Annotated in this window: 22 protein-coding genes; 17 read left to right on the forward strand and 5 right to left on the reverse strand. The window is 70.2% G+C overall.

What is annotated here, in order from left to right; all coding sequences use genetic code 11:
- Window positions 1–29 precede the first annotated feature (29 nt).
- From K3725_RS22365 to rfbA, 3 genes are read left to right on the forward strand one after another with little or no spacing between them, the layout of a single operon-like run.
- Window positions 30–503, forward strand: coding sequence for a metal-dependent hydrolase (locus K3725_RS22365; protein WP_260019125.1), 474 nt, complete (start codon window positions 30–32; stop codon window positions 501–503).
- Complete coding sequence (gene rfbD, locus K3725_RS22370) at window positions 500–1348, forward strand: dTDP-4-dehydrorhamnose reductase (protein ID WP_260019126.1); 849 nt, start codon at window positions 500–502, stop codon at window positions 1346–1348. The genes K3725_RS22365 and rfbD overlap by 4 nt, the downstream gene beginning before the upstream one ends.
- Window positions 1345–2235 (forward strand): glucose-1-phosphate thymidylyltransferase RfbA, encoded by an 891-nt coding sequence (rfbA, locus tag K3725_RS22375; RefSeq protein WP_260019127.1) that lies wholly within the window; start codon window positions 1345–1347, stop codon window positions 2233–2235. Before rfbD ends, rfbA begins: the two co-directional genes overlap by 4 nt.
- A gap of 158 nt (window positions 2236–2393) precedes the next feature.
- Here the strand turns inward: rfbA and K3725_RS22380 are convergent, their stop codons facing one another.
- Window positions 2394–3512, reverse strand: coding sequence for a polysaccharide biosynthesis/export family protein (locus K3725_RS22380; protein WP_260019128.1), 1119 nt, complete (start codon window positions 3510–3512; stop codon window positions 2394–2396).
- A 96-nt stretch (window positions 3513–3608) separates the two neighbouring features.
- On the opposite strand from K3725_RS22380, the gene K3725_RS22385 reads away from it, so the two are divergent.
- The 3 genes from K3725_RS22385 to K3725_RS22395 all read left to right on the forward strand — a co-directional run bounded on the left by K3725_RS22385 (window position 3609) and on the right by K3725_RS22395 (window position 7320).
- A complete protein-coding gene (locus K3725_RS22385) occupies window positions 3609–4502 on the forward strand; it encodes an NAD(P)-dependent oxidoreductase (protein WP_260019129.1) in 894 nt (297 codons plus the stop codon).
- A gap of 52 nt (window positions 4503–4554) precedes the next feature.
- Window positions 4555–5166 carry a sugar transferase gene (locus K3725_RS22390; protein WP_260019130.1) on the forward strand — a complete coding sequence of 204 codons (612 nt, stop codon included), beginning with the start codon at window positions 4555–4557 and terminating at the stop codon, window positions 5164–5166.
- A gap of 282 nt (window positions 5167–5448) precedes the next feature.
- Window positions 5449–7320, forward strand: coding sequence for a nucleoside-diphosphate sugar epimerase/dehydratase (locus K3725_RS22395; RefSeq protein WP_260019131.1), 1872 nt, complete (start codon window positions 5449–5451; stop codon window positions 7318–7320).
- Window positions 7321–7382: 62 nt separating this feature from the next.
- On the opposite strand, the gene K3725_RS22400 is transcribed toward K3725_RS22395, so the two are convergent.
- Genes K3725_RS22400 through K3725_RS22415 form a run of 4 tightly spaced genes read right to left on the reverse strand, consistent with a single transcriptional unit; the run spans window position 7383 to window position 10830 of the window.
- The gene (locus K3725_RS22400) at window positions 7383–8576 is read right to left on the reverse strand and encodes a DegT/DnrJ/EryC1/StrS aminotransferase family protein (RefSeq protein ID WP_260019132.1); all 1194 of its coding nucleotides are present in this window, start codon (window positions 8574–8576) and stop codon (window positions 7383–7385) included.
- 12 nt (window positions 8577–8588) lie between these two features.
- Complete coding sequence (locus tag K3725_RS22405) at window positions 8589–9275, reverse strand: PIG-L deacetylase family protein (protein WP_260019133.1); 687 nt, start codon at window positions 9273–9275, stop codon at window positions 8589–8591.
- The gene (locus K3725_RS22410; protein WP_260019134.1) at window positions 9272–10189 is read right to left on the reverse strand and encodes a methionyl-tRNA formyltransferase; all 918 of its coding nucleotides are present in this window, start codon (window positions 10187–10189) and stop codon (window positions 9272–9274) included. The genes K3725_RS22405 and K3725_RS22410 overlap by 4 nt, the downstream gene beginning before the upstream one ends.
- A complete protein-coding gene (locus tag K3725_RS22415) occupies window positions 10186–10830 on the reverse strand; it encodes a sugar transferase (protein WP_260019135.1) in 645 nt (214 codons plus the stop codon). Before K3725_RS22415 ends, K3725_RS22410 begins: the two co-directional genes overlap by 4 nt.
- A gap of 278 nt (window positions 10831–11108) precedes the next feature.
- On the opposite strand from K3725_RS22415, the gene K3725_RS22420 reads away from it, so the two are divergent.
- From K3725_RS22420 to K3725_RS22470, 11 genes are all read left to right on the forward strand, one after another.
- Window positions 11109–12362: a polysaccharide biosynthesis/export family protein gene (locus tag K3725_RS22420; protein ID WP_260019136.1), complete on the forward strand. Its 1254-nt coding sequence runs from the start codon at window positions 11109–11111 to the stop codon at window positions 12360–12362.
- A 459-nt stretch (window positions 12363–12821) separates the two neighbouring features.
- Window positions 12822–14891 (forward strand): nucleoside-diphosphate sugar epimerase/dehydratase, encoded by a 2070-nt coding sequence (locus tag K3725_RS22425; protein ID WP_260019137.1) that lies wholly within the window; start codon window positions 12822–12824, stop codon window positions 14889–14891.
- A complete protein-coding gene (locus K3725_RS22430; protein ID WP_260019138.1) occupies window positions 14888–16081 on the forward strand; it encodes a glycosyltransferase family 4 protein in 1194 nt (397 codons plus the stop codon). Before K3725_RS22425 ends, K3725_RS22430 begins: the two co-directional genes overlap by 4 nt.
- Before the next feature lie 41 nt (window positions 16082–16122).
- Window positions 16123–16497 carry a GtrA family protein gene (locus tag K3725_RS22435; protein WP_260019139.1) on the forward strand — a complete coding sequence of 125 codons (375 nt, stop codon included), beginning with the start codon at window positions 16123–16125 and terminating at the stop codon, window positions 16495–16497.
- A complete protein-coding gene (locus K3725_RS22440; protein WP_260019140.1) occupies window positions 16494–18176 on the forward strand; it encodes a hypothetical protein in 1683 nt (560 codons plus the stop codon). The genes K3725_RS22435 and K3725_RS22440 overlap by 4 nt, the downstream gene beginning before the upstream one ends.
- A gap of 102 nt (window positions 18177–18278) precedes the next feature.
- Window positions 18279–19088, forward strand: a complete 810-nt coding sequence (rfbF, locus tag K3725_RS22445) for a glucose-1-phosphate cytidylyltransferase (RefSeq protein ID WP_260019141.1) — start codon at window positions 18279–18281, stop codon at window positions 19086–19088.
- Between the two features lie 10 nt (window positions 19089–19098).
- Window positions 19099–20262: a CDP-glucose 4,6-dehydratase gene (gene rfbG, locus K3725_RS22450; protein WP_260019142.1), complete on the forward strand. Its 1164-nt coding sequence runs from the start codon at window positions 19099–19101 to the stop codon at window positions 20260–20262.
- Between the two features lie 52 nt (window positions 20263–20314).
- Window positions 20315–21520 (forward strand): DegT/DnrJ/EryC1/StrS aminotransferase family protein, encoded by a 1206-nt coding sequence (locus K3725_RS22455; RefSeq protein ID WP_260019143.1) that lies wholly within the window; start codon window positions 20315–20317, stop codon window positions 21518–21520.
- Window positions 21517–22800, forward strand: coding sequence for a class I SAM-dependent methyltransferase (locus tag K3725_RS22460; protein WP_260019144.1), 1284 nt, complete (start codon window positions 21517–21519; stop codon window positions 22798–22800). The genes K3725_RS22455 and K3725_RS22460 overlap by 4 nt, the downstream gene beginning before the upstream one ends.
- Before the next feature lie 9 nt (window positions 22801–22809).
- Window positions 22810–23790, forward strand: coding sequence for an NAD(P)-dependent oxidoreductase (locus K3725_RS22465; RefSeq protein ID WP_260019145.1), 981 nt, complete (start codon window positions 22810–22812; stop codon window positions 23788–23790).
- Window positions 23733–24845: a glycosyltransferase family 2 protein gene (locus tag K3725_RS22470; RefSeq protein WP_260019146.1), complete on the forward strand. Its 1113-nt coding sequence runs from the start codon at window positions 23733–23735 to the stop codon at window positions 24843–24845. The genes K3725_RS22465 and K3725_RS22470 overlap by 58 nt, the downstream gene beginning before the upstream one ends.
- Window positions 24846–24861: the final 16 nt, after the last annotated feature.

The following is a 24861-nucleotide window of genomic DNA, read 5'->3' on the forward strand; positions in this document are numbered from 1 at the left end:
GCGGTACTTTGCCTTAATCGCACTTCTTCATGCTGACTGCGCATCTGCCGTCCGGCTATGTGCTGGCACGGCTGGCGCCTGAGGGGCACCGGCTCTTGCTGCCGGCCGCCCTGATTGGCGCGGTGCTGCCGGATTTCGACATGCTGTGGTTTCACTTCGTGGACCAGGGCAGCATTCATCATCACCGCTACTGGGTGCATGTGCCTGCTTTCTGGGCCGTGGTTGCGGCTCTGGCATTGCCGGTTCTGGCTCTGCGGGCCCGCGCCCTGCTGGCCCCGGGGCTGGTGTTCTTTGCCGCCCTCTTTTTGCATATGGTGCTGGACACCATCGGCGGCGGCATCCTCTGGGGCGCGCCGTTCAATGACCGCCTTTACACGCTGGTGGAAGTGCCTGCGAGCCAGCCCCATTGGGTGCTTTCCTTCCTGCTGCACTGGACCTTTCTGCTGGAACTGGGCATCTGGGCTTCAGCCTTGTATCTGTGGCGCAAAGGGAGGCGCATATGATCCTAGTATTCGGCAAGACCGGTCAGCTGGCCCGCGAACTGGCGGCGGATGAAACCGTCACCTGCCTGGGCCGCGATCAGGCGGATCTGAGCAACCCGGCAGCCTGTGCCGCCGCGATCCGGCAGGCGCAGCCGCAGGCGGTGATCAATGCCGCCGCCTATACGGCTGTGGACAAGGCCGAGAGCGAAGAGGCGCTGGCCAGCGTGATCAACGGCGCAGCTCCCGGCGCGATGGCGGCGGCCTGTGCGGAACTGGGCATTCCTTTTGTCACCGTCTCCACCGACTACGTCTTTGACGGCAGCGGCACCGCGCCCTGGCAGCCGGGGGATGCCACTGCGCCGGTGAACGCCTATGGCCGCTCCAAGCTGGCAGGCGAGGAGCTGGTGCGCGCCGCGGGCGGGGGTCATGCAATCCTGCGCACCTCCTGGGTGGTGTCGGCGCATGGGAACAACTTCGTCAAGACCATGCTGCGGCTGGGCCGCGAGCGCGAGCGGCTGACCATCGTTGCGGATCAGATTGGCGCCCCGACGCCGGCCCGCGATATTGCCGCCGCCTGCCTGGAGATGGCGCGGCAGCTGATCAAGGACCCGGGCAAATCCGGCACCTATCATTTTGCGGGCGCGCCCCAGACCAGCTGGGCGGATTTCGCGCGCGCAATCTTTGCCCGGGCGGAGGTGGCGTGCGCGGTGGAGGACATCCCCACCTCAGCCTATCCCACGCCGGCGGCGCGGCCCTTGAACTCACGGCTCGATTGCGCCGCATTAGACACTGTTTTTGGCATCCCGCAGCCGGACTGGCGGCTGGGGTTGAATGATATTCTGAAGGAATTGGGAGAATTGGCATGACCAATGGCAAGCCCGGCTCGGGTAGAAAAGGCATCATCCTGGCAGGCGGCTCCGGCACCCGGCTCTATCCGATCACCATGGCGGTCTCCAAGCAGCTGCTGCCGCTCTATGACAAGCCGATGATCTACTACCCGCTCAGCGTGCTGATGCTGGCGGGCATCCGCGAGATCTGCGTGATCACCACGCCGCAGGACCAGGAGCAGTTCATCCGCCTGCTGGGCGACGGCAGCCAGTGGGGGGTGGAGCTGACCTATGTGGTGCAGCCCTCGCCCGACGGGCTCGCGCAGGCCTTCATCCTGGCGGAGGAGTTCCTGGCAGGCGCCCCCTCGGCGCTGGTGCTGGGCGACAATATCTTCTTTGGCCACGGGCTGCCGGACCTCCTGGCGGCGGCAGACAGCCATGCGTCGGGCGGCACCGTCTTCGGCTATCATGTGGCCGATCCGGAACGCTATGGCGTGGTGGATTTCGACGCCGACGGCAAGGCCCGCGAGATCATCGAGAAGCCGCCGGTGCCGCCGTCGAACTATGCGGTGACGGGGCTGTATTTCCTGGATGGCAGCGCGCCGGAGCGGGCGCGCGCGGTGCAGCCAAGCCCGCGCGGCGAGCTGGAAATCACCGATCTGCTGCAGAGCTACCTGAACGAAGGGAGCTTGCGGGTCGAGACCATGGGCCGCGGCTATGCCTGGCTGGACACCGGCACCCATGGCTCGCTCCTGGATGCGGGCAACTTCGTGCGCACGCTGGAAAAACGCCAGGGGCTGCAGACCGGCTGCCTGGAGGAAATCGCCTATGAGCAGGGCTGGATCGGCACCGCCGCGCTGGAGGCGCGGGCCGAGCTGTTCAAGAAGAACAGCTATGGCGCCTATCTGAAGGGGCTGCTCAAGTAGCAGGCCTTTCAGGCCCAAGCCGTCTTGGGGTGCAGGCCTGCATCCGATGCGCGTCCCGGCTGAAAACAGCGCCGCGGCAGCGGCGCCGGGCCCAAGGCTTCTGCCGCGGCATCTCTGATGCCGCGGGCAAGGCGCGGGAGCTTCCCCTCAGCGGCGGGTCACTCGATCACCCCGGCGCGGCTGAAGACGCCGAAGAAATTGCCGAAGATGTTGGAGATCGTCAGCACGTCGTTGACCGGCGATTCCGTGGCCATCACCAGGTCGCCCGGGTTGATCTGGAACTGGCGCGCCGAGAACAGCCCGTCGGCGGAGGTGAGATCAAGCGAGAACACCACCCGCTGCTGGCGCGGCCCGCGCACGCCGGGCGCAACGGCCGACGCAGGGTATTCGCGCAGCACCAGCAGCCCCTTGGGATCGGCCTTGCCGTCCTGGAAGCCGCCCGCCACCGACATCGCGTCCATCGCCGACATCTGGTCCTTGGAGAAGATATGCAGGTCTTCCTTGCCGGTGGCGCCGAAGGAGAGGAAATAGCGTTCATCCTCCTCGACAAACACCCGGTCGCCGCCGCGCAGGAGGGTGTCGAGATGCGGGTCGTTCAGCAGGCTGTCGACCGAGGTGCCGTAGATGCTCTGGCCGCGCACCAGCCGGATCTGCGGGTTGTTCAGACCGGCGCTGATGCCGCCGCCCGCCGAAATCAGCCCCATCACCGTGTAGTTGCGGTCGGGCATCGGGTAGGTGCCGGGCTGGGCAACGCCGGAGACCAGATCCACCGAATTGCCGCGGCCCGCGGCCATCGCCAGCTGCACCTGGGCCGACGGCACCACCGGCTCCAGCGCCTCCTGCAGCTTGCGGCGCGCCAGGTCCGGGGTCAGCCCGTTGACGTTCACATCCCCCACATAGGGCATGAAGATGGTGCCGTTGGCGGCCACTTTCATGTCCTGCAGCTGCACCATCTTCTGGTCGAGCGAGGTCAGCAGCGAGTTGTCGTTGCTGTCCCAGATGCTGAGCGACAGCAGGTCGCCGGGCTGGATGATCTGGGTGCGGGCGCCCTGGCGGGCGTGCAGCCAGCCCAAGCGCTCCTGCTTGCCGGTCGGCGGCCAGGCGGCCACTGTCGGCAGCAGCGCCCGGTTCACCTTGTAGAGCGCGAAATTGGCATCCGCCTCGCCCGATTCCTTCAGGATCTCCTCGCTGGCCGGCGCGCCGCCGGGCAGGCGGGAGCAGGCCGCAGGCAGCAATGCGATGCCGAGAGCGGCAATCAGCAGGGGAATCTTGCGCATGGAGCCTCTTTTCCAAAAACGGCTTGATTTTTAACCTATGCAAGATACTGCGGTAGGGGAGGCCGTCAATAACAACAGAAGCAGACGAGGCACAGTATGAACATTCCCGCCACACTGGTGATGGGCTCCTCCGGGCGTATCGGCCAATTGCTGCGGCTGAGCTGGCCGCGCGGTGCAGAGCTGGTCTGGCAGGCGCGCTGCCCGCCTCCGGGGCTGGCGCCGGAAGCGGTGTGGGACTTCGACTGGCGCATCCTGGACCCGATGGCGGATCCGGACGGGCTGGCGCGGGCGGCGCGCGGCGCGGAGGTGATCCTGTGCCTGGCCGGCGTGGTGCCGGGGTCGCGGCGCAACCAGCCCCTGTCGGACAATGTGGACCTGGCGCTGGCCGCGGTGCACGCGGCGGCGCGGGCAGGCGGCGCCCGGGTGATCCTAACGTCCTCGGCGGCGGTCTACGGCAGCCAGCCGGGACTGCTGAATGAAGACAGCCCGCTGCAGCCGGGCAGCGGCTACGGCCGCGCCAAGGCGGAGATGGAACTGAAGGCGGCGGCGCTGGCGGCAGAGCTGGGGGTGCAGGTGACGGCGCTCAGGATCGGCAATATCGCCGGGCTGGATGCCGCCCTGGGCGGCTGGCGGCCGGGCTTCCGGCTGGACCGGTTTCCCTGCGGCCGCACCCCGCGGCGCAGCTATATCGGCGCCCGGGCGCTGGCGCGGGTGCTGGCGGCGCTGGTGGCCGCGCCGGCGCTGCCGCCGGTTCTGAACGTGGCGCAGCCGGGCACCGTGGCGATGGGCGAGCTGCTGCAGGCGGCCGGGCTGCCCTATGACCTGCAGGCGGCGCCGGAAGCGGCCATTCCCGACGTGCAGCTGGATGTGTCGCGGCTGATGCGCCTGCTGCCGGCGGGGGTGCCGCTGGAGCCGGGCAATGCCGGCGAGATGGCCTCGGAATGGACGCCGCTGGCGCCGCATCTGCATCTCCCGGCTCCGCTCAGCTGAGCCGCCTCCGGCCGCCTGCCGCCGAAACCGCATGTAAGGAAGTGCTGCCCGGATGACCTGGCGCAAACGGATTTTCGACCTGTTCTTCGCATCCCTGCTGATCGTGATCCTGGGGCCGGTGCTGCTGCTGCTGCTGCTGTGGCTGTTGTGGCAGGAAGGCCGTCCGCTGTTCTATGTGGCGGAGCGGATGAAGGGGGTGGACCAGCCGTTCCGGCTCTGGAAGCTGAGGACGATGACGGTGGTGGCGCGCGATTCCGGCGTCTCCGGCGGCGACAAGTCGGCCCGCATCACCCGGACCGGCGCCTGGCTGCGGGCGAAACGCCTGGACGAGTTCCCGCAGCTGTGGAACATCCTGCGGGGCGATCTCTCCTTTGTCGGGCCGCGCCCGCCCCTGCGCCAGTACACCGAGGCGCATCCGGAGCTTTATGCCCGGGTGCTGAAATCGCGCCCCGGCGTCACCGGCCTGGCCTCGGTCGCCTATCACAAGCATGAGGCGGCGCTGCTGGCCCGCTGCCGCAGCACCGCGGAAACCGATGCCGTCTACTCCCGGCTCTGCGTGCCGGCCAAGGCCCGGCTGGACCTGATCTATCAGCGCCATCAGAACATGTGCTTTGACTTCGACATCGTGTTCCAGACCATTGGCAATATCTTCCGCAAGGGGTAGGCGGATGCCCGCTGTTTCGCGTATAGGCTGCATAGAGGCACGGCCAGGCAGGCTGGCCCCCGCGGCCCGGCCCGCCCGGCGGGTTTCCGCCGCAGGCCGTTTTGCGGGGCAGGAGAATCCGGTTATGATTGAAACTGTGTTTTACCGGCTGCGCACCGGGTTTCAGCGTATCGGAGCCGTGTTTGATTTACCTTTTTCTGCTATCCGGCAGCCAGGGGCTGCGTGCGGGCAGCAGCCGGCAATAACAGGGCAGGAAATGCAGGCATCCGGGGGCAGGCAGGCATGTACAATCTGATCAGCGCGCTGTCGCGCAAACAGAAATCCTGCGTCTTCCTGGCGGTGGATCTGGCGCTCTTGCCGCTGGCGCTGCTGTTCACCCTGGCGGTGCAGCCGCTGCCGGAGCCGGTGCTGGCGCAGCTGCTGCCGCTGCTGCCCTATGCGGTTGCGGCTGCGGCCGTGCTGGCGCTGTGGCTGGGGCTGCCGCATGTGCAGCTCAACGCCTATGAACGCCATGCCGCGGCGCAAAGCGCCCTGCTGGCAGGCGGCAGCGCGCTGGTGCTGGCCGGGCTCACCTCCGTCTTCGGGCCGCCGCTGGGCCCGGGCACCCATGCGGTGTTTGCGATCTGCTATTTCCTGTCGATGGCGGCGGCCCGCGCCGCGATGCTGCAGCTGGTGCTGATGATCTACCGCCGCGCCAGGCCGCGCTGCCGGGTGCTGATCTACGGGGCCGGCAATACCGGCACCCAGCTGGCGCAGGCGCTGAAGGCGCATGACGGTATCGACCCCGTCGCCTTTGCCGATGACAATTCCTCGCTGCAGGGGCTGACGCTGGTCGGGCTGCCGGTGTTCGCGCCGTCGCGGATTGCCGAAGTCGCCGAGGCGCGCGGCATCCGCCGGGTGCTGCTGGCGATGCCCTCGCAAAGCCAGCCGCGCCAGGCCCAGATCACCCGGCGGCTGCAGAACCTGGGGCTGGAGGTGCAGGCGCTGCCCTCCTTTGCCCAGCTCATTGGCGAGGAGGCGCTGGTCGACAAGCTGACGCCGGTGGCGCCGCAGGCCTTCCTGGGCCGGGCGGCGCGCGATGTGCCGCTGCAGGAGGCGGCCGGCTCCTACCAGGGCAAGGCGGTGCTGGTCTCCGGCGCCGGCGGCTCGATCGGCTCCGAGCTGTGCCGCCAGGTGCTGGCCTGCCGCCCGTCGAAACTGGTGCTGTTCGAGCTTTCCGAGCTGGCGCTTTACACCGTGCTGCAGGAACTGGGGCCGCTGGCCGAGGACGCGGGCATCGCGCTGGTGCCGGTGCTGGGCTCGGTCACCGATCCGCGCCAGGTGCGGATGGTGCTCAATGCCCATGCGGTGCAGGTGGTGCTGCATGCGGCGGCCTATAAGCATGTGCCGCTGGTCGAGGCGAATCCGTTGCCGGGGCTGGCCAACAACGTCTTCGGCACCCGGACCCTGGCGCGTGCCGCGGCCCGGGCAGGGGTGGAGCGGTTCATCCTGATCTCCTCGGACAAGGCGGTGAACCCGGCCAATGTGATGGGGGCCTCCAAGCGGATGGCAGAGCTCGTTGTGCAGGACCTGGCCACCCGCCACGGGCAAAGCACCGTGTTCACCATGGTGCGCTTCGGCAATGTGCTGGGCTCCTCCGGCTCTGTGGTGCCGCTGTTTCAGGAGCAGGTCAGCCGCGGCGGGCCGGTCACCGTCACCGACCCGGCCGTGAAGCGCTACTTCATGACCATCCGCGAGGCGGTGCAGCTGGTGCTGCAGGCGGGCGACATGGCCAAGGGCGGCGAGGTCTTTGTGCTGGACATGGGCGAACCGGTGCCGATCCTGCAGCTGGCCCGCCAGGTGATCGAAAGCGCAGGCCACAGCGTGCGCGATGCCGGGGCCCCTGAGGGCGATATCGAAATCGAGATCATCGGCCTGCGCCCGGGCGAGAAGATGGAGGAGGAGCTGACCCTCAGCGGCGAGCTGATCCGCACCCGCCACCAGAAGATCTTCTGCGCCCGCGAGACCGTGCTGTCGGAAATCGAGGTCGCGGGCTTTCTGCGCAGCCTGCGCCAGGCGGTGGCCGCGGGCGACGAGGCGGCGGCGCTGCAGGTGGTGGCGCATTGGGTCGAGGGGTTCCGCAAGGGCCCGGACGCGGCGCGCCAGGGTCTCTGAACGCGGCCCCGGCGCCGCTGGAGCATGGCCTGAAGGCCGCCCGGTGCGGTTCAGCCGCCGGTTCAGCTGCCGGTGCCGGCTGCCGGACGGCTGCGGGCCTCGGCGCGGGCGGCCACCTGCTGCACGCACTGCGCCAGCCGGTGGGTGTCTTCCAGGCTCCAGCCCGGATCGACCAGGAAGGCAAGGCTGGTCTTGCCGAGCTCGCGGGCGTTGGGCAGCGGATGGGCGGGGCCCAGGCCGCGGCTGCGGAACACGCCTTCGCGGTAGATCTCGGAGCAGCTGCCGGAAAAGGCGGGAAAGCCCGCCGCATTGATCTCTGCCAGGATGCGGTCGCGCGACCAGCCCGGCGCCAGCGCTTCGGGGCGCACGAAGGCATAGAAGCGGTAATAGGCATGGGTGATCCCGGGCGGCGGCAGCGGCACCCGGAAGAGGCTGCAGGGGCTGAGCGCCACCGCCAGCAGCTGCGCATTGGCGGTGCGCTGCGCCCGCCACTGATCCAGCCGCCTCAGCTGCACCCGGCCGATCGCCGCGGCGGGCCCGGCCATCCGCAGGTTGGTGCCGGGCGCGCCGCTGTGCAGCCAGCGGAATCCCGGCGGGTGGCTGCGGTTGAACACGGTGTCATAGTCCTTGCCGTGGTCCTTGTGGCTCCAGGCCCGGGACCAGAGCGCATCATCGCTGGTCAGCAGCAGGCCGCCTTCGCCGCCGGTTGACAGGATCTTGTCCTGACAGAAGGAGAAGGAGCCGAAATCGCCGAAGGTGCCGGCATGGCGCGGCCCGATCATTGCGCCATGGGCCTGGGCGCAGTCCTCGATCACCCACAGCCCATGGGCGCGGGCCAGATCCATAATTGCCTTCATGTCGCAGGGCCAGCCGCCCAGATGCACCGGCAGGATGCCGCGGGTGCGCGGCGTGATCAGCGGCGCGATGGTTGCGGCGGTGATGTTCTGGCTGCTGCGGTCGATATCGGCAAACACCGGCACCCCGCCCGCCATCAGCACCGCGCTGGCGGAGGCGATGAAACTGCGCGGGGTGACGATCACCTCGTCGCCGGGCTGCAGCTCCAGCGCCCGGAGCGCGCAGTCCAGCGTCACCGTGCCATTGGCCATGGCAATGGCATGGGCGGCGCCGGTATAGGCGCAGTAGCTGCGCTCAAATTCCCGCACATCCGGCCCGGTCCAGGCGTTCACCTTGCCCGAGCGCAGCACCGCCGCGGCGGCGGCGATCTGCTCCTCATCGTAAATCGGCCATTGCTGCATGGCGCGTCCCCCTCACACAACCAGTCTCACCAGTACAAATCCTTCGGCGGCGGGGCGGTGGATCGTTGCCCCGCGCAGCGTGGCCAGTGCCCGCAGGCTCTCCGGCGCGCGCTCATGCGGCGCCCTGCGGCACTGGCTTTCAAACAGCCGGAACGCCTCCAGCTTGCGCGCCAGCGCATCGCCGCTGATGTCCACGAACAGGTTCGGGACAAAGGGCGGCGTCAGATAGGGCGCGTTCCAATTGGTTTCCGACAGCGTCTCATAGGCCGCCACCATCGCCGGATAGGCGGGCTGATGCGGGCGGCAGGCGACCAGCGAGGACAGGAAGCTCAGCTGGTGGTCGAGATGAATGTCGCCGGGATGCGGCGCCAGCACCAGCGATGGCGCCAGCTCCTGCACCAGCGCGCTGAGCGCGCCGTTCAGCGCCCCGTGCGGCTGCTCTGCCAGCTCGGCAGCCGGAAAGCCCAGCCAATGGGTCCGGGCGACCCCCAGATGGGCGTGGGCGGCCTCTGCCTCGCGGCGCACGGTTTCGATCTGCGCGGCGCCAAAGATCTCTTCGCGGCCGCGGGTGACGATGGCCGCATGCACCTGGCGCCCCATCGCGGCCAGCCGGGCGATGGTGCCGCCCGCGCCCAGCACCTCGTCATCGGGGTGCGGCGCCACCACCAGCACCGGGCCGTCGCCTGCCAGCAGGGTCATGGCGCGCGCCCTCCCAGCTTACCGTGCAGCGGCGGCGGTGCCTCTGCCCCGGACCATTCCAGGATATCCAGGCAGGCGCCGTCGCCGCAGGCCACGGTGAAATGGCGGCCCTCCACCGCCTGCACCTGGCCGGGCAGGCCGATGTAATAGCCGGGCCGCAGGCAATGGCGCACCCCGGTCAGCACCAGCCGCGCACCGTCCGGGCTTTCGGTGAAGGCGCCGGGGTAGGGCGGGCCGCAGGCACGGATCAGCCGGTGGATCTCTGCCGCGGGCCGGGTCCAGTCGATGCGCCCGTCCTCCGGGCGGCGGCGGGCACAGAGGCTGGCGCCCTCCGCAGGCTGCGGCACCGAGGGCATTTCGCCCCGGGCAATCCGCTCCAGCAGCGGCGGCAGCATCTGTTCCAGCGCCGCCAGCGCCTGATCATAGAGGCTGCGCGCGGTGATGCTGTCCGGATCGATCGCATAGCGCGCCTGGGCGGCGACCGGCCCGTCGTCGGTGCCGTCGCCGAGCCAGAACAGGGTGGCGCCGGCCTCGCGGCAGCCCAGCAGGATGGTCCAGGGGATCACCCCGCGGCCGCGCAGCCGGGGCAGGGCGGCCGGGTGGAACCCAAGGCAGCCGCGCCGCGCCAGGGCCCGGAACGCCGCGCTGCAGAGCTGCGACCAGCCGATCACCAGAATGAGGTCCGGCGCGACGGCACGGATCGCCGCCAGGGTTGCGGGGTCCTCGCTGCGGGCGGTGTGATGCAGCGCCACGCCGTAGCGCGCCGCCAGGGGCGCCAGATCGGCGTAATCGGAATGGCGGGCGGCCAGCTGCGGCGGCAGGGTGACGACCAGCGCGGGCGCATGGCCCGCCGCGCAGACCGCCTGCAGTGCCCGGGCCGATCCTTCCACCGCGCCCACAAAAACCGTTTTCATGCTGGCACCTCCTGCCCGCCGTCCAGCCCCGGTCCCAGCCCCAGTCCCGGCCCCTGGGCCTGCAGCCAGCGGGCGGCCGCCGCCAGCCGCCGCGGCCTGCGGCGCTCGCCGCCCAGGGCCACGCCGATGGTCTCGCCGAGGATGCGCAGGTCCAGCGCCGCCGTCCGGTGATGCACATACCACAGGTCCAGCTGCAGCTTCTCGCGGTCCGCCAGCAGGGTGTTGCCGCTGACCTGGGCCCAGCCGGTGAGCCCGGGGCGCAGCCGCCCGCGCCGCCGCCCGGCCTCGCCGAAGGCGGCGATGGTCTGCGGCAGCAGCGGCCGCGGCCCCACCAGCGCCATCCGGCCGCGCAGGATCAGCGCCAGCTGCGGCAGCTCATCCAGCCGCAGGCGGCGGATCAGCGCGGTGACCCGGGTCTGGCGTGCCGCATCCGGCAGCAGCGCGCCCTGCGCATCGCGGGTGCCGTGCATGCTGCGCAGCTTGATCAGCCGGAACGGCACCCCGTTCCGGCCTGCCCGGACCTGGCTGAAGAACAGCGGCCGCCCGAGCAGCACCAGCACCGCGCCGCAGGCCAGCACGAAAAAGGGCATGAGCAGCATGCCCGCGATGACGCAAATGAGAATTTCCAGCAGCCTGTGCATGGCAGCAAATACATCCGGATGGCACGGGGTCTGAAACGGGGCCGGGATGCAGGCGGCAGGAAGCCTCTGAAAACGCCAGGCCCCCCTTCCCGCCGTTTTTGCAGAATACCGGAAACGGTAGCCCGCCTGCCGGGGCAGTCAAATGCGGCCGCTGCCGGGGTCGTGTGCAGCCTTTTGCGGGGCTGCATTGCCGTTTGCCGGAAATGCGCCATGGTTATCATGGGCCCCGGGGCCCGGCGCGCAGTGGCGCCGGGCGGGGCAGACGCGGGAGAAAGAACATGACACGGATCCGGCATGGGCTGAACGGGCTGCTGCTGGTGCTGGTGCTGGCGCTGCTGGCCGGGGCGGCGGCCCCGGCGGCGCGGGCGCAGGGCTACCGGCTGCAGCCGCAGGACGAGATCCTGCTCCGGGCGCTGCGCTGGGACACCGAAAGGGCTGCCTACCTGCAATGGGACGGGGTCTCGGGGGAGTATACCCTGGAGCCGGACGGCACGCTCCTGGTGCCGCTGGCCGGGCAGGTGGAGGCGGCCGGGCAGACACCGGCCGGGCTGGCGGAGCAGCTGGCGCTGATCCTGCGGCGCAGCATCGGCATGGCGGAGCCGCCGCATATCTCGATCGGGGTGACCGGCCACCTGCCGGTCTATGTGCTGGGCGATGCGGCCGCCCCCGGCGCCTATCCGTTCCGCCCGGGCCTGACGGCGCAGCAGGCGCTGGCGCTGGCAGGCGGGTTGCTGCGGCTGCCGCTGCAGGACAGCGCCGGCAACAGCCTGCAGCCGCTGCGGCTGCAGGGAGAGGTGCGGCTGCTCAGCGGCCAGATCGCGGCGCTGGAGGAGGAGCGGCGGCGGCTGGCCGCAGACCTGCAGGCGCTGTCGGATCCCGGCAGCGGTGCGGCGCCGGATGCGGGCGCGCTGCCTTCCGGCCTCGAAGCCGAGATCCTGGCGGCGGCGCAGGCGGCGCGGACAGCACAGGGCAGCCGGATCCGCGACCTGCAGCAGGTGCTGCGCCAGCAGATCAGCCATCTGACCACGCAGATCACTCTGCGCGACAAGCAGATCGCCCTGACCGAAGAGGAGCTGGAAACCGCCAGCAGCCTGCGCGAGCGCGGCCTGACGGTCAGCGCCCGGGTGTCCTCGCTGACCACCGCGCTCAATGACCTGGAGGCCAAGCGGCTGGACCTGGAGATCGCCCGGCTGACCGCCCGCCAGCAGCTGAACCGCGCCGAGCGCGATGCGCTGGAGCTGACCGGTGACGCCCGCTCGCAGAACCTCGTGCGCCTCAATGAGGTGGAGCAGGACATTGCCGCTCTCAGCACCCGGCTGGCCACTGCCCGGCTGCTGCATGCCGAAGCGCTGGCCGCAGGCCTGCCCGCGGGCCCGGATGCCAGCCAGGGCGGCGGCGAAGCCGTGGTCAGCTACCGGATCATCCGCCCCGGCGGCGCGGCGCCCGGAGCTGCCGGCCCGCAGTCCCTGCTGCAGCCCGGCGACACGCTGGAGGTCAGCCGCAGCTTCCGCTGGCCGCCGCCCGGGCAATAGCGGCAGGGGCGCCCGAATCAGCCCGGCACAGGTCCAGAGCCGCGGGCCGGGAGGTGCCGGGCCTGCCGGCGAGACTGCTGATAATCCTGTGGAAAACCTGTGCATAATTTGCCGCCGCCCGGATATTTTTTGCTGCCCGCGGAACCTGTGCTATGGTTAACGGGGGGAAATAAACCGGGGGACTTCCTTATCAGCCGTTAGGCTCAGGATGTGCCGCAGGCGGGGTTCGTGTTGTTGAACCGTGATCCGGCGGCACTCTTGCGGATAGGGAGCGGCGTTCCGGGCTGCCTGTGCAGCCGGGCGCATGACATTTTTGCCGGCCTTTTGCTGTGCCGTGTTTGCCAGAGGCAAAAATACTCACCTGAAACAACCGGAACCCCGGGGCGGGCAGCCGTGTGAGTGACCAGTGTTGCTGGAGTTTTGAGTATGCCGGGGTATGGGTTTTCTTTTTCCGGGAATGTGACAGAGGCCAAGGGGCTGGCTGGCGGCCTGGCCGGGTGGCTGGGCCGTGCCAGGAAGCAGATGGCGGCGGAGCTGAAGGCCAACCGCCGCCTGGTGGCCGGCGATCTGCTGGCCGCTGTTCTGGCGGCCGTTCTGGCCGGTCTCCTGGCCTACGGGCTGGCGCCGCCTGCGGTGCGGGGGCCGGGTCCCGGCCCGCTGCTGGCCAGCCTGGCGGCGCTGTCGGGACTGGCTGCGGCGGCGGTGTTCCCGCTGGCCGGCTTTTACCGGCGCCACACCAAGTCGACCTCGCTGCGCGATATCGCCACCGTGCTCAAGGGCGCGCTGCTGGCGGTGGCGGGCACTGCCGCGCTGGCGGCGCTGCTGCCCGCGGCCGCTGCCATCCCGCTGCTGCTCCATCTCATCCAGTTCCTGCTGCTGGTGCCTGCGCTCTGCACGCTGCGGGTGGCGGCGCGGCGGCGCGAGTTCATCCGGCGCCGCCAGCGGCTGCAGGCCCGCGAAGAGGAACGCATCCCGATCCTGCTGGCCGGCACCGGCACCAGCTGCGACCTGTTCCTGCGCTCGCTGCGCCACACCGGCTCGCGCTACCATCCGGTCGGCATCATCGATGATGCCCGCAACACCGAAGGCCTCTATTTCCACGACGTGCAGATCACCGGCTCGCTGCGCGACCCCGCAGGGGTGATCGCCTGGCTCGAGGGTCTGAACCTGCTGCCGCAGCGGCTGCTGCTGACCGAACCGGTCACCCATTTCGACAGCGAGGGCATCGCCCGGCTGGTCAAATGGTGCGAGGCGCATGGCATTGCGGTGTCGCGGCTGGCGGGGCTTGATGAGATCGAGAGCGGCACCGGCGGCCGCCGGGCGCGGCTCAAGGATGTGGCGCCCGAGGATATCCTGGACCGGCCGCAGACCGCGGTGGAACGCTCGCGGCTGCGCCAGCTGCTGGCCGGGCGGCGGGTGCTGGTCACCGGCGCCGGCGGCTCGATCGGCTCGGAGCTGTGCCGCCAGATCGCGTCGTTCAAGCCGGCCGAGCTGGTGATGTTCGATCACTGCGAGCTCAACGCCTATACCATCGGCATGGATCTGGATCAGAACTTCCCCGAAGTGCCGCGCCGGATCTATGTCGGCAGCATCCGCGATGCGGCGCGGGTGGAGGCGGTGTTTGCCCGCCACCGTCCTGAACTGGTGTTCAACGCCGCTGCCCTGAAACATGTGCCGCTGGTCGAGCAGAACCCCTGCGAAGGCGTGCTGACCAATGTGATCGGCACCCGCAACGTGGCCGATGCGGCGCGCAGCTGCGGCGCCATCGCCATGGTGCAGATCTCCACCGACAAGGCGGTGAACACCACCAATGTGATGGGCGCCACCAAGCGGGTGGCGGAATTCTACGTGCAGGCGCAGGACCGGGTCACCAATGAGACCGGCGAGGACACCCGCTTCTTCTCGGTGCGCTTCGGCAATGTGCTGGGCTCTTCCGGTTCGCTGATCCCGCTGTTCCAGCGGCAGATCTCGGCGGGCGGCCCGCTGACCGTGACCGACCCGCGGATGGAGCGCTATTTCATGACCATCCGCGAGGCGGTGCAGCTGACGCTGGTTGCCGCCGCCAGCGGCCTGGCGCTGGAGATGAGCCACGGCGAGATCTTCGTCCTGGACATGGGGCGGCCGGTCAAGATCACCGATCTGGCGGAGCGGATGATCCGGCTCGCCGGGCGCACCCCGCATGAGGACATCAAGATCAAGTTCATCGGCCCGCGGCCCGGCGAGAAGCTGTTCGAGGAGCTGTTCGACGCCAGTGAGGAACGCCGCGACCCCGGCATTCCAGGGATCAGCGCGGCGCGCCCCGACGGGGTGCCGATTTCCCGGCTCCGGGCGAGGATCCTGAAGCTGGAGCAGGCCGCCCGCGCAGGCCGCAGCAGCGTGGTCCGCGCATTGCTGCAGGACCTGGTGCCGGGCTACAGCACCCCGCCGCCGCTGCCGCCGAAATCCGGCCCGCGGCGGCGCACCGGCACGCTGCCCTCGATGCCGGCCGCGCCGGGGGCCGGCCGCCGCCGCCGCGAGGCGCAGCAATGACCCGGCCGCGGCGTGCGGTGGTGATCGGCAGCCTCGGCTATTCGCTGGTCAATTTCCGCCTCGACCTGATGCGGCGGCTGCAGGCCAACGGCTATGCGGTGCTGGCGCTGGCAGCCGGGATCGATGCCGCCACCGCCGCGGTGCTGGAGGCTGAGGGCATCGCCTGGCAGGAGATCCCGCTGGAGCGCACCGGCACCAGCCCGCTGCGCGATCTGGCCAGCCTGCGGGCGATCTGGGCGGTCCTGCGGCAGCAGCGGCCGGAGCTGGTGCTGGCTTATACGATGAAGCCGGTCCTGTACGGCTGCCTGGCCGCCCAGCTGGCCGGTGTGCCGCGCCGCTATGCGCTGTTCACCGGGCTTGGCTACGGCTTCATGGAAGCCCGCCCCCGCGGGCGGCGGCGGCGGGTGCGCGCGGTTGCGGTGCTGCTGCACCGGCTGGCGCTGCGGCGGCTGACCGCGGCCTTCTGCTACAACAGCGCCGACCGCGCCGATATCCGCCGCTTCCGGCTGATCCCGCCGCAGGTGCCGCTGCACGATGTTCCCGGCTCCGGCGTCGACACCGCGCGGTTTGCGCCTGCGCCGCTGCCCGCCGGGCCGCAGCAGTTCCTGTTCGCAGGGCGGCTGCTGCGCAGCAAGGGGCTGGAGGTGCTGGCCGCCGCCGCCCGGATCCTGCGGCAGAAGCAGCTGAGTTTCCGCCTGCAGGTGCTGGGCGGTGCCGACAGCAACCCCGATGCCATTGACCCGCAGCAGCTGGCCCGCTGGCAGGCGGAGGGGCTGCTGGAACAGGCCGGCTTCACCCGCGATGTGCGCCCCTGGCTGCAGGGCTGCAGCGTCTTTGTGCTGCCGACCCGGCTGCGCGAGGGCATTCCGCGCTCGATCCTCGAGGCGATGGCCTCGGGGCGGGCGGTGATCACCACCGATGCGCCCGGCTGCGGCGAGACCCTGGGCGGCGCCGCCGGGCTGACGGTGCCGCAGAACGACCCCGAAGCGCTGGCGGCGGCAATGGAGGCCTTCATCCGCACCCCGGCGCTGGCCCGCCGGATGGGGGCGGCGGCGCGGGACCGGGCCTGCCGTGTCTATGATGTGCACCGTGTCAACCATCTGCTGATGCAGCATATGGGGATCGAGCCTGCGGCCGCCCCCGGGGCGCCTGCCGCAGCGCTGCACCCGCCCGGGCTGGCGGCGCTATGATGCGGGCGCGGGCCCTTTCGCGGCCGCCGCCGCGGGCGCGGATGCTGCGCTTCCTGCTGGCGGGGCTGGCCAATACGGCCTTCGGCTATGGCGTCTATGCGCTGGGGCTGAGTGCAGGCCTGCCGCCGCAGGCGGCGCTGGCGGGGCAGTTCGCCCTCGGCATCCTGTGGAATTACATGCTGCATGCGCGGCTGGTGTTCGGGGTCGCAGGCTATGGCCGGCTGCCGCCCTATGCACTGGCCTATGCCGTGGCCTACGGGTTCAACGCGGGGCTCTTGCAGCTGCTGCTGAGCGCGGGCGCCGGGCCCTATGCGGCCCAGGCGCTGGCGCTGGCGCCTGCCGCGGCGCTCACCTTCGTGCTGGTGTCGCTGGCATTGGGAGTGCCGCCCCGGGCCGCGGGGAGGCGGCGGCGGTGAGCCTGCTGGAGGCACCGGGCGCAAGCCGCACCGCAGGGCCTGCCGCCGGGCCTGTGTCCGGAGGGCGGGCCAGGACGCTCCTGCGGGGGGCGCTGGCAGGGCTGGCGGCAGCGCTGCTGCTGGCGGGACTGTTCGGGCGGCTGATGGCCTATGGGCTGCGCCGGGACGAGACGCTTTATGTGCCGCCCGCCGCGCTGCTGCCGGAGCTGCAGCTCTACCGCGATATCTTCTACAACCACGTGCCGGACAGCGCCTGGCTGTTCTGGGGCTTTCACCAGCTGTCCGGCGGTTTCGGCCTGCTCGGCTCGGCACGGCTGGCGGTGTTCTGCGCCTGGCTGCTGCTCCTGTCGGGGGCGGCCTGGGCGGGCTGGCGGCTGGGGCGCTCCAGGGCGCTGGCGCTGCTGCTGCCGCTGATGCTGATCACCTGCACGCCCCTGCTGACCCAGGCCGGAATGAGCGCCACCAACAACCTGCTGCCGCTGCCCTTTGCGCTCTGGGGGCTGGGGCTGTTCGTGCAGGAGACGCTGAAGCCGGAACCGGGCCGCGCGGGCCTGCTGCTGGCCGGGCTGTGCCTGTCGCTGGCGGCCGGCATGAAAGCCAGCGCGGTGGTCTTCATCCCGCCGGCTGCAATTGGCGCCTTTTTCCTGCCCGCCGCGCTGCCGCTGCGCCGCCGGCTGCGGCAGGTGGTGCTGCCGCTTTACGGCGGCGGGATCCTGGGGGCGCTGCCGCTGTTCTGGTACCTGCTGCGCGATCCCGCCAGCTTCCTGGCCCATGTGGCGGGGTTTCACACCGGGCCGCACAAGGCCTACTGGCTGGACCATGCGGCGTCGGAGCCGGGGCTGGCGCTGGGGCTGGGGGCGCGGCTGCAGCTGGCGCAGGAGACCTGGCTGTCCGGCAGCGCGCTGGTGCTGGCGCTGCTGCTGGCCTGCTGCCTGTGGGCCGCGCCGCGCGGCAGCACCCGCAGGACCCCGCCGCAGGGCGGCGGCCAGATCCTGGTGCTGGGGGCAGCACTGGTCCTGGCGGCGGCGATGAGCCTGCTGCCGGCGCCGGGCTTCGTGCAGTATTACATTCCGCCGCTGGCCGTGCTGGTGCTGCTGGCGGCGCTGCTGTGGCGGCGGCTGGAGGCGCCGGTGCAGGCCGGGCTGCTGCCGCTTCTGGGCGGCGCGGCGCTGGTCTGCCTGGCCTTGGGGGCGCCCCGGCTGGGCGACGGCCTGGCGGCGCTGGCCCGGCCCGGCGAGTTCACCGCCGCCCGGGTGGCGCGCGGCGGCGCCGCGCTGCGCCAGGCGCTGGCCCGCGCAGGCGCGGCGGCGGGGCCCGTTGCCACTTTCATGCCGGTCTATCCGCTGGAAGCCGGGCTGCCGGTTTATGCAGAATTTGCCACCGGGCAGTTTGCTTACCGGATTTCGCCCTATTTGAAAGAAGAGCTTCGGCGCCATTACCGGATGGCGGGGCCTCAGGATCTGGAGGCGCTGTTTGCCGCCGATCCGCCTGCTGCCCTGCTGCTGGGCTACGCGCCGGAGCTGGAGAAACCGCTGCTGGCCTATGCGCTGGCGCGGGGCTGCCGCAGGATCCCGGCCGGGGAGAGGCCGGAAGAAGGGCAGCAAGAAGGGCCGGGGGATCTGGCCAGCAGATACGGCACCGGACAGCTGTTCCTGTGCCCGCCGGCAAAGCAGCCCTGAAGCTGCGGCGGCGCTGAATGAGGGGTTTGAGGCAGAGCAGGCCGGGGCGGGGGCCCGGGCGCAGGCGCGGGAGATGTATTTTGACGAGTGGAGGGATTACCGATGCAATGCGTGCTTCTGGCCGGCGGGCTTGGCTCCAGGCTGGCTGAGGAAACCGTGTCCATACCCAAGCCGATGGTCGAGGTGGGGGGACGCCCGATCATTGCCCGGGTGATGGATATCTACAGCCATTTCGGCCATCAGGATTTTATCGTGGCAGCGGGCTACAAGGCGCTGCTGCTCAAGCAGTTCTTTGCCAATTACCATCTGATTGCCAATAACATCAGCGTCTCGGTGGACACCGGCAAGCTGCGGCTGATCCCGTCCCGCCCCGGCGGCTGGAATGTCTCGGTGGTGGACACCGGCGCCCATACCATGACCTCGGGGCGGATCCGCCGCCTGCGCGACTGGCTGACCCCGAATGAGACTTTCATGTGCACCTATTCCGACGGGCTCGGCAATGTCGACATCGCGGCCCTGATCGACTTCCACAAGTCGCACGGCAAGCTGGCCACGGTCACCGCGGTGCAGCCGCCCGCCCGCTTCGGCAATATCGAGCTGAAGGGCGACCGGGTCGATGCCTTCACCGAGAAGGTGCGCAAGCGCGAGACCTGGATCAACGGCGGCTTCTTCGTCTTCGAGCCCGGGGTGATGGACTACATGGTCGACGACATGGAGCCGCTGGAGCAGTCGCCGCTGACCCAGATGGCGCGCGACGGCGAACTGATGGCCTACCGCCACGAAGGCTTCTGGCACCCGATGGACACCATCCGCGACCGCAACAGCCTCAACGCCATGTGCGACGAGGAGGTGCCGCCCTGGATGCGGTTCGAGGACAAGCCCGGCGCGGCTTTCCCCGCCGTGGCAATCTGAGGCGGCGCGCATGGCAGAGGGTCCGGATCCTGGTTTCGGCGGCGTCTTTGCCGGGCGGCGGGTGCTGGTCACCGGCCATACCGGTTTCAAGGGCGGCTGGCTGTGCCTCTGGCTGCAGCAGCTGGGGGCCCGGGTCACCGGGCTGGCGCTGGCGCCGGAGCCGGGGCCGTCCTTCTTTGCCGCCTGCGGGCTGGAGCAGGCTCTGGACAGCCGGATTGCCGATATCCGCGATCCCGGCGCGCTGGCGGCGGCGCTGGCGGGGGCGGATGCCGAGGTGCTGTTCCACCTGGCCGCGCAGCCCCTGGTGCGCCGGTCCTACCAGGCGCCGGCCGCAACCTTCGAGACCAATGCCGGCGGCACCGCCCATGTGCTGGATGCAGCACTCAGGATGCCGTCGCTGCAGGCTGCCGTCGTGGTCAGCAGCGACAAATGCTACGAGAACCGGGAATGGGACTGGGGCTACCGCGAGAGCGACCCCTTGGGCGGCCATGATCCCTACAGCGCCTCCAAGGCCTGCACCGAGCTGGTGGCGGGCGCCTACAGAAATGCTTTCTTTGCCGCCCCGGACGGGCCGCAGCTGGCCACCGCCCGGGCGGGCAATGTGTTCGGCGGCGGCGACTGGGGCGCGGAGCGGCTGGTGCCGGACCTGGCGCGCGCCGCCGCCGCGGATCAGCCGCTGCAGATCCGCCGCCCGCAGGCGGTGCGGCCCTGGCAGCATGTGCTGGAGCCCTTGTCGGGCTATCTGGCGCTGGCGGCGCGGCTCCTGGGGCCGGGCGGGGCGGAATTTGCCGGGGCCTGGAATTTCGGCCCGCCGCTGGCGGGCACCGTCACCGTGCGGGAGCTGACGGCGCTGCTCAGCGCCGCCTGGGGGCCGGGGGCGCCGCAGGTGGATTTCAGCCCGGCAGAGGACGGCCCGCATGAGGCCGGGCTGCTGCGGCTCGACAGCACCCGGGCGCGGCTGCGGCTGGGCTGGCAGCCGCAGCTGGCGCTGCCGGAGGCGGCGGCGATGACAGCACAGTGGTACCGGGCGTTCCAGGACGGCGGCACCGGCATGGCGGCGCTGAGCCGGGCGCAGATCAGCCGCTACGGCAGCCTGATGGCGGCAGGCGCAGACAGCCCGGAGGGCGCAGCAGCGGACAGAACGGAAACCTGGCGGCAGCCTGCCGCGCAATAGCAGCAAGCGGCCCGGGGCGCCGCGCACAGACGGTTTGAGGGGGATGATTTCAATGCGTGTGAATTACGGCCAGACAGTGCACGGCCAGGAAGAGATCGACGCGGTGGTCGAGGTGCTGAAAACCTCGACCCAGATGGGGCCGCGGGTGCGGCAGATGCAGCAGCAGGTGGCGGCGCTCTTTGCCAAGCGCCACGGGATCATGGTGAATTCCGGCTCCTCTGCCAATTACCTGGCGGTGGAAATCCTGGACCTGCCCAAGGGCAGCGAGGTGATCACCCCGGCGCTGACCTTTGCCACCACGGTGGCGCCGCTGGTGCGCCAGGGGCTGGTGCCGGCCTTCGTGGATGTGGAGGAGGGCACCTATAACATCGATGCTGAGGCCATCGGGGCGATGATCACCGAACGGACCTCGGCGCTGATGATCCCGTCGCTGATCGGCAACCTGCCGGACTGGCCGCGGATCCGCCAGATTGCCGATGCCCATGGGCTGAAGGTGATCGAGGACAGCGCCGACACCCTGGGCGCCGCCATCGGCGGCACCAGCACCGGCACCTGGTCCGATGTCTCCACCACCAGCTTCTACGGCTCCCATGTGATCAACGGCGCGGGCAACGGCGGCATGCTCTGCGTCAATGAGGACCGGCTGGGGCGGCAGGCGCTGCTGCTGCGCTCCTGGGGGCGGACCTCCTCGCTGTTCGAAGAATCCGAGAAGCTGGAGAACCGCTTCAGCGCCCGTGTCGACGGCATCGATTATGACGCGAAATTCCTGTTCGAGGCGCTTGGCTACAATCTGGAGCCGTCCGAGATCAGCGCCGCCTTCGGGCTGGTGCAGCTGGGCAAGCTGGAGCGCAACATCACCGCGCGGGAGCAGAATTTCGCCGCCCATCTGGCGTTTTTTTCCCGGTACAGGGACTGGTTTGTCCTGCCCCGCCAGCTGCCGCAGTCGCGCACCGGCTGGCTGGCCTTTCCGCTGACGCTGCGCGCAGATGCGCCGTTCAGCCGCAAGGAGCTGCAGATCGCGCTGGAGCGGGCCGACATCCAGACCCGGCCGGTGTTCACCGGCAACATCCTGCGCCAGCCGGCCATGCAGGGGGTGGCGCACCGCGCCGCGCCGGGCGGCTACCCGCAGGCCGACCGGGTGATGGAAGGCGGCATCCTGCTGGCCTGCCACCACGGGCTGGAGGCGGCGCAGATTGCCTACATGCACGACACATTCAGCCGCTTCGCGGCCCCGTTCCAGAAGGATATCGCCTCATGAACCGGACCTTCACCCGCCCGCCTGCCACCCGCCCGCCCGCGCGCCCGTCAGTGCTGACCGCCTGCCGCTGCTGCCGCTCGTCCAATCTGATGCTGGTGCTGCCGATGGGGGCGCATCCGCCCGCCAACATGTTCGTGCGCCCGGAGGACCGGGCCAGGCCGCAGCCGGCCTTTGCGCTCAATGCCCAGGCCTGCCTCGACTGCGGGCTGCTGCAGGTGGCCGACCAGGTGCCGCCGGATTTCTTCACCAACTATCTCTATGTGCCCTCGGGCGCGGCCACCATGCACAGCCATTTCGCGGAGCTGGCGCAGGTGGCCGTGGCGCGCGCAGGCAGCGGCGAAGGCGCCGGGCTGATCGTCGACATCGGCTGCAACGACGGGCTGATGCTCAGCCATGCCAATGCGCAGGGCGGCCGCACCCTGGGCATCGATCCGGCTGCCAATCTGGCGGTGATCGCGGCAGAGCGCGGGGTGCGGGTGGACACCGCCTTCTTCAACCCGGAAACCGCCGCACGGGTCCGCGCCGCCGAAGGCCCGGCCCGGGTGATCACCACCACCAACACCTTCAACCACATCGATGACCTGCATGGCTTCTGCACCGGGGTGCTGGCGCTTTTGGAAGAGGACGGCACCTTCATCATCGAGGTGCCCTGGGGCAAGACCATCCTGGAGACCAACGAGTTCGACAATGTCTATCACGAGCACCTGTCGGAGCTGAGCCTGCTGTCGATCGTGCGGCTGGGCGAAGCGGTGGGGCTGGATGTGGTGGATGTCACCCGGCTGCCGGTGCATGGCGGCTCGATGCGGGTGTTCCTGCAGCCCGCGGCGCTGCAGGCGGACCCCGCGCCCGTGGTGGCACAGATGCTGGAAGAGGAGCGGGCCGCCGGTCTGTTGCGGCGCGAAAGCTACGAGGCCTTTGCCGGCCGGGTGCAGGATCTGGGCGAAGTGCTGACCCGGATCCTGAAGGGGCTCAAGGCCAGCGGCAAGAGCATTGCCGGCTACGGCGCCCCGGCCAAGGGCAACACGCTGCTGAACTATTTCGGCATCGGCCCGGAGACGCTGGATTTCCTGGCCGACCGCAACCCGCTGAAGCAGGGGCTCTATTCGCCGGGGATGATGATCCCGGTGCTGGGGCCGGAGGCGGTGGCGGAGCGGCAGCCCGACTACCTGCTGGTGCTGGCCTGGAACTTCTTTGATGAAATCCGCGAGCAGATGGCGGAGTTCGAGGCCCGCGGCGGCAAGTTCATCGTGCCGCTGCCCAGCCCGCGGATCATTCCCTGAGGGCGGGCGGTGGCGCGGGTGCTCATAACCGGGGCCAGCGGCTTCATCGGCTCCCATCTGGCGCGGGCCTGCCTGGCGCGCGGCGACGAGGTCAGCGTGCTGCTGCGCCCGGCCTCGCGGCTGGACCGGCTGCAGGGCATTGCACCGCAGCTGCAGCTGCTGCGGGCACCGCCGCAGGACCCGGCGGCTCTGGCGGCGGCGCTGGCGGCGGCCCGGCCGCAGATCCTGTTTCATGCCGCCGCCGCGACCCGGTTCCGGGCGGATCCGGGGCTGGAGGATCTGGGCCGCAGCATCGGGGACAACCTGCTGCCGCTGACCGCGCTGCTGGCTGCAGCCGCCGCCGCGGCGGAGCCGCCGCAAGTGCTGGTGCGGCTGGGCACCATTGCCGAATACGGCGCCGGGCCGGAGCGGTTCAGCGAAACGGCCCGCGAGGCGCCGCTGAATGCCTACGGGGCCTCGATGCTGGCGGCCACCCGCTTTCTGGAGATGGCGCAGCCGCGGCTGCCGTTTGCGGCGGCGACCGCCCGGCTGGCGCTGACCTACGGGCCCGGCCAGTCGCAGGATTTCCTGATCCCGCAGCTGGCCCGCAACCTGGCCGCAGGCCGGGTGACAGAGCTGCACAGCCCGCACAGCCGCCGCGAGCTGATCCATGTCGAGGACGCGGTGGCCGGGCTGCTGGCCATTGCCGCCCGGCCTGCCGCAGCCGGGCCGGTGATCAACCTGGGCAGCGGCGCGCTGCCGGACATGGCAGAGCTGGCCGCGCTGATGGCGCAGCTGGCCCAGGCGCCGCCGGCGCTGATCCGCCGCGCCGCGGATGCGGCGCCGGGCGGCGGGCCGGACAGCATTCTGCATTCTGACACCACACGGATCCGCAGGCGCCTGGGCTGGGCACCGCGGGTTCCCCTGGCCGAAGGGCTTGAAAGGACACTGAAATGGGAACAACAGATGCTGCAGGCTCCGGCCGGGGCAGAGGACCGGAAACAGGCCTGACGCTGGTGTCGGTGCTGATCCCGGCTCTGAACGAGGAGCAGACCGTGCGCACCGCCTATGAGCGGGTCGCTGCGGTGTTCGAAGATTTGCCGGACTGCACCCCGGAGATCATCTTCACCGACAATCACTCCAGCGACCGCACCTTTGCGATCCTGGCGGAGATCGCTGCCGCCGACCCGCGGGTGCGGGTGATCCGCTTTTCCCGCAACGTCGGCTACCAGGCCTCGGTGCTGACCGCCTACCGGGCGGCGCGGGGCGATTGCGCGGTGCAGCTGGACTGCGACCTGCAGGACCCGCCCGAGCTGATCCCGCGGATGCTGGAAATGTGGCGCCAGGGCCATCACGTGGTCTACGGCATCCGCCGCCGCCTGCCCGACGGGGTGCTGGTGGCGGCGGCCCGGCGCGGCTTCTATGCGCTGATCGACATCATCAGCCATGACGACCTGCCGCGCAATGCCGGCGAGTTCCGTCTCAGCGACCGCCGCATCCTGGATGAGCTGCGCCGCTCCAACGACCGCTCGCCCTATGTGCGGGGCATGATCAGCGGCATGGGGTTCAGCCAGGCGGGGTTCGAGTACGACCGCGCCGCCCGCACCGCCGGAGAGTCGAAGTTCCCGTTCCGGGCGATGCTGTCCCTGGCGGTGGACGGGCTGATCAATCATTCGCTGCTGCCGCTGCGGCTGGCCTCGCTGATCAGCCTCACCGCCGGGCTGCTGACCTTCCTGCTGATGATCTTTTATGTGATTGCAAAGGTGGTGTTCGGCCAGGACTGGCCTGCGGGCTTTGCCACCACCACCATCCTGCTGCTGCTGTCGATCACCCTCAACGCCATGTTCCTTGGCATCATCGGCGAATACATCGGGCGGATCTTCCTGCAGTCCAAGGATCTGCAGCGGCCGCTGATCGAACGGGAGCTGAACGCGCCGCCGGAGTTCCACAGCGCCCGCCCGGCGGCGCTGCCGCAGCCGCAGGCAGAGCTGCCGCGCAGGCCGCGGCCGCGCGCGCCTTCCGAAGGCGCACCGCCGGGCCGGCGGCGCCAGCGCGGCAGCCATTGAACGGGCCGGAAAGGAG

The organism is Leisingera sp. S132, from assembly GCF_025144465.1.
Lineage (GTDB): Bacteria > Pseudomonadota > Alphaproteobacteria > Rhodobacterales > Rhodobacteraceae > Leisingera.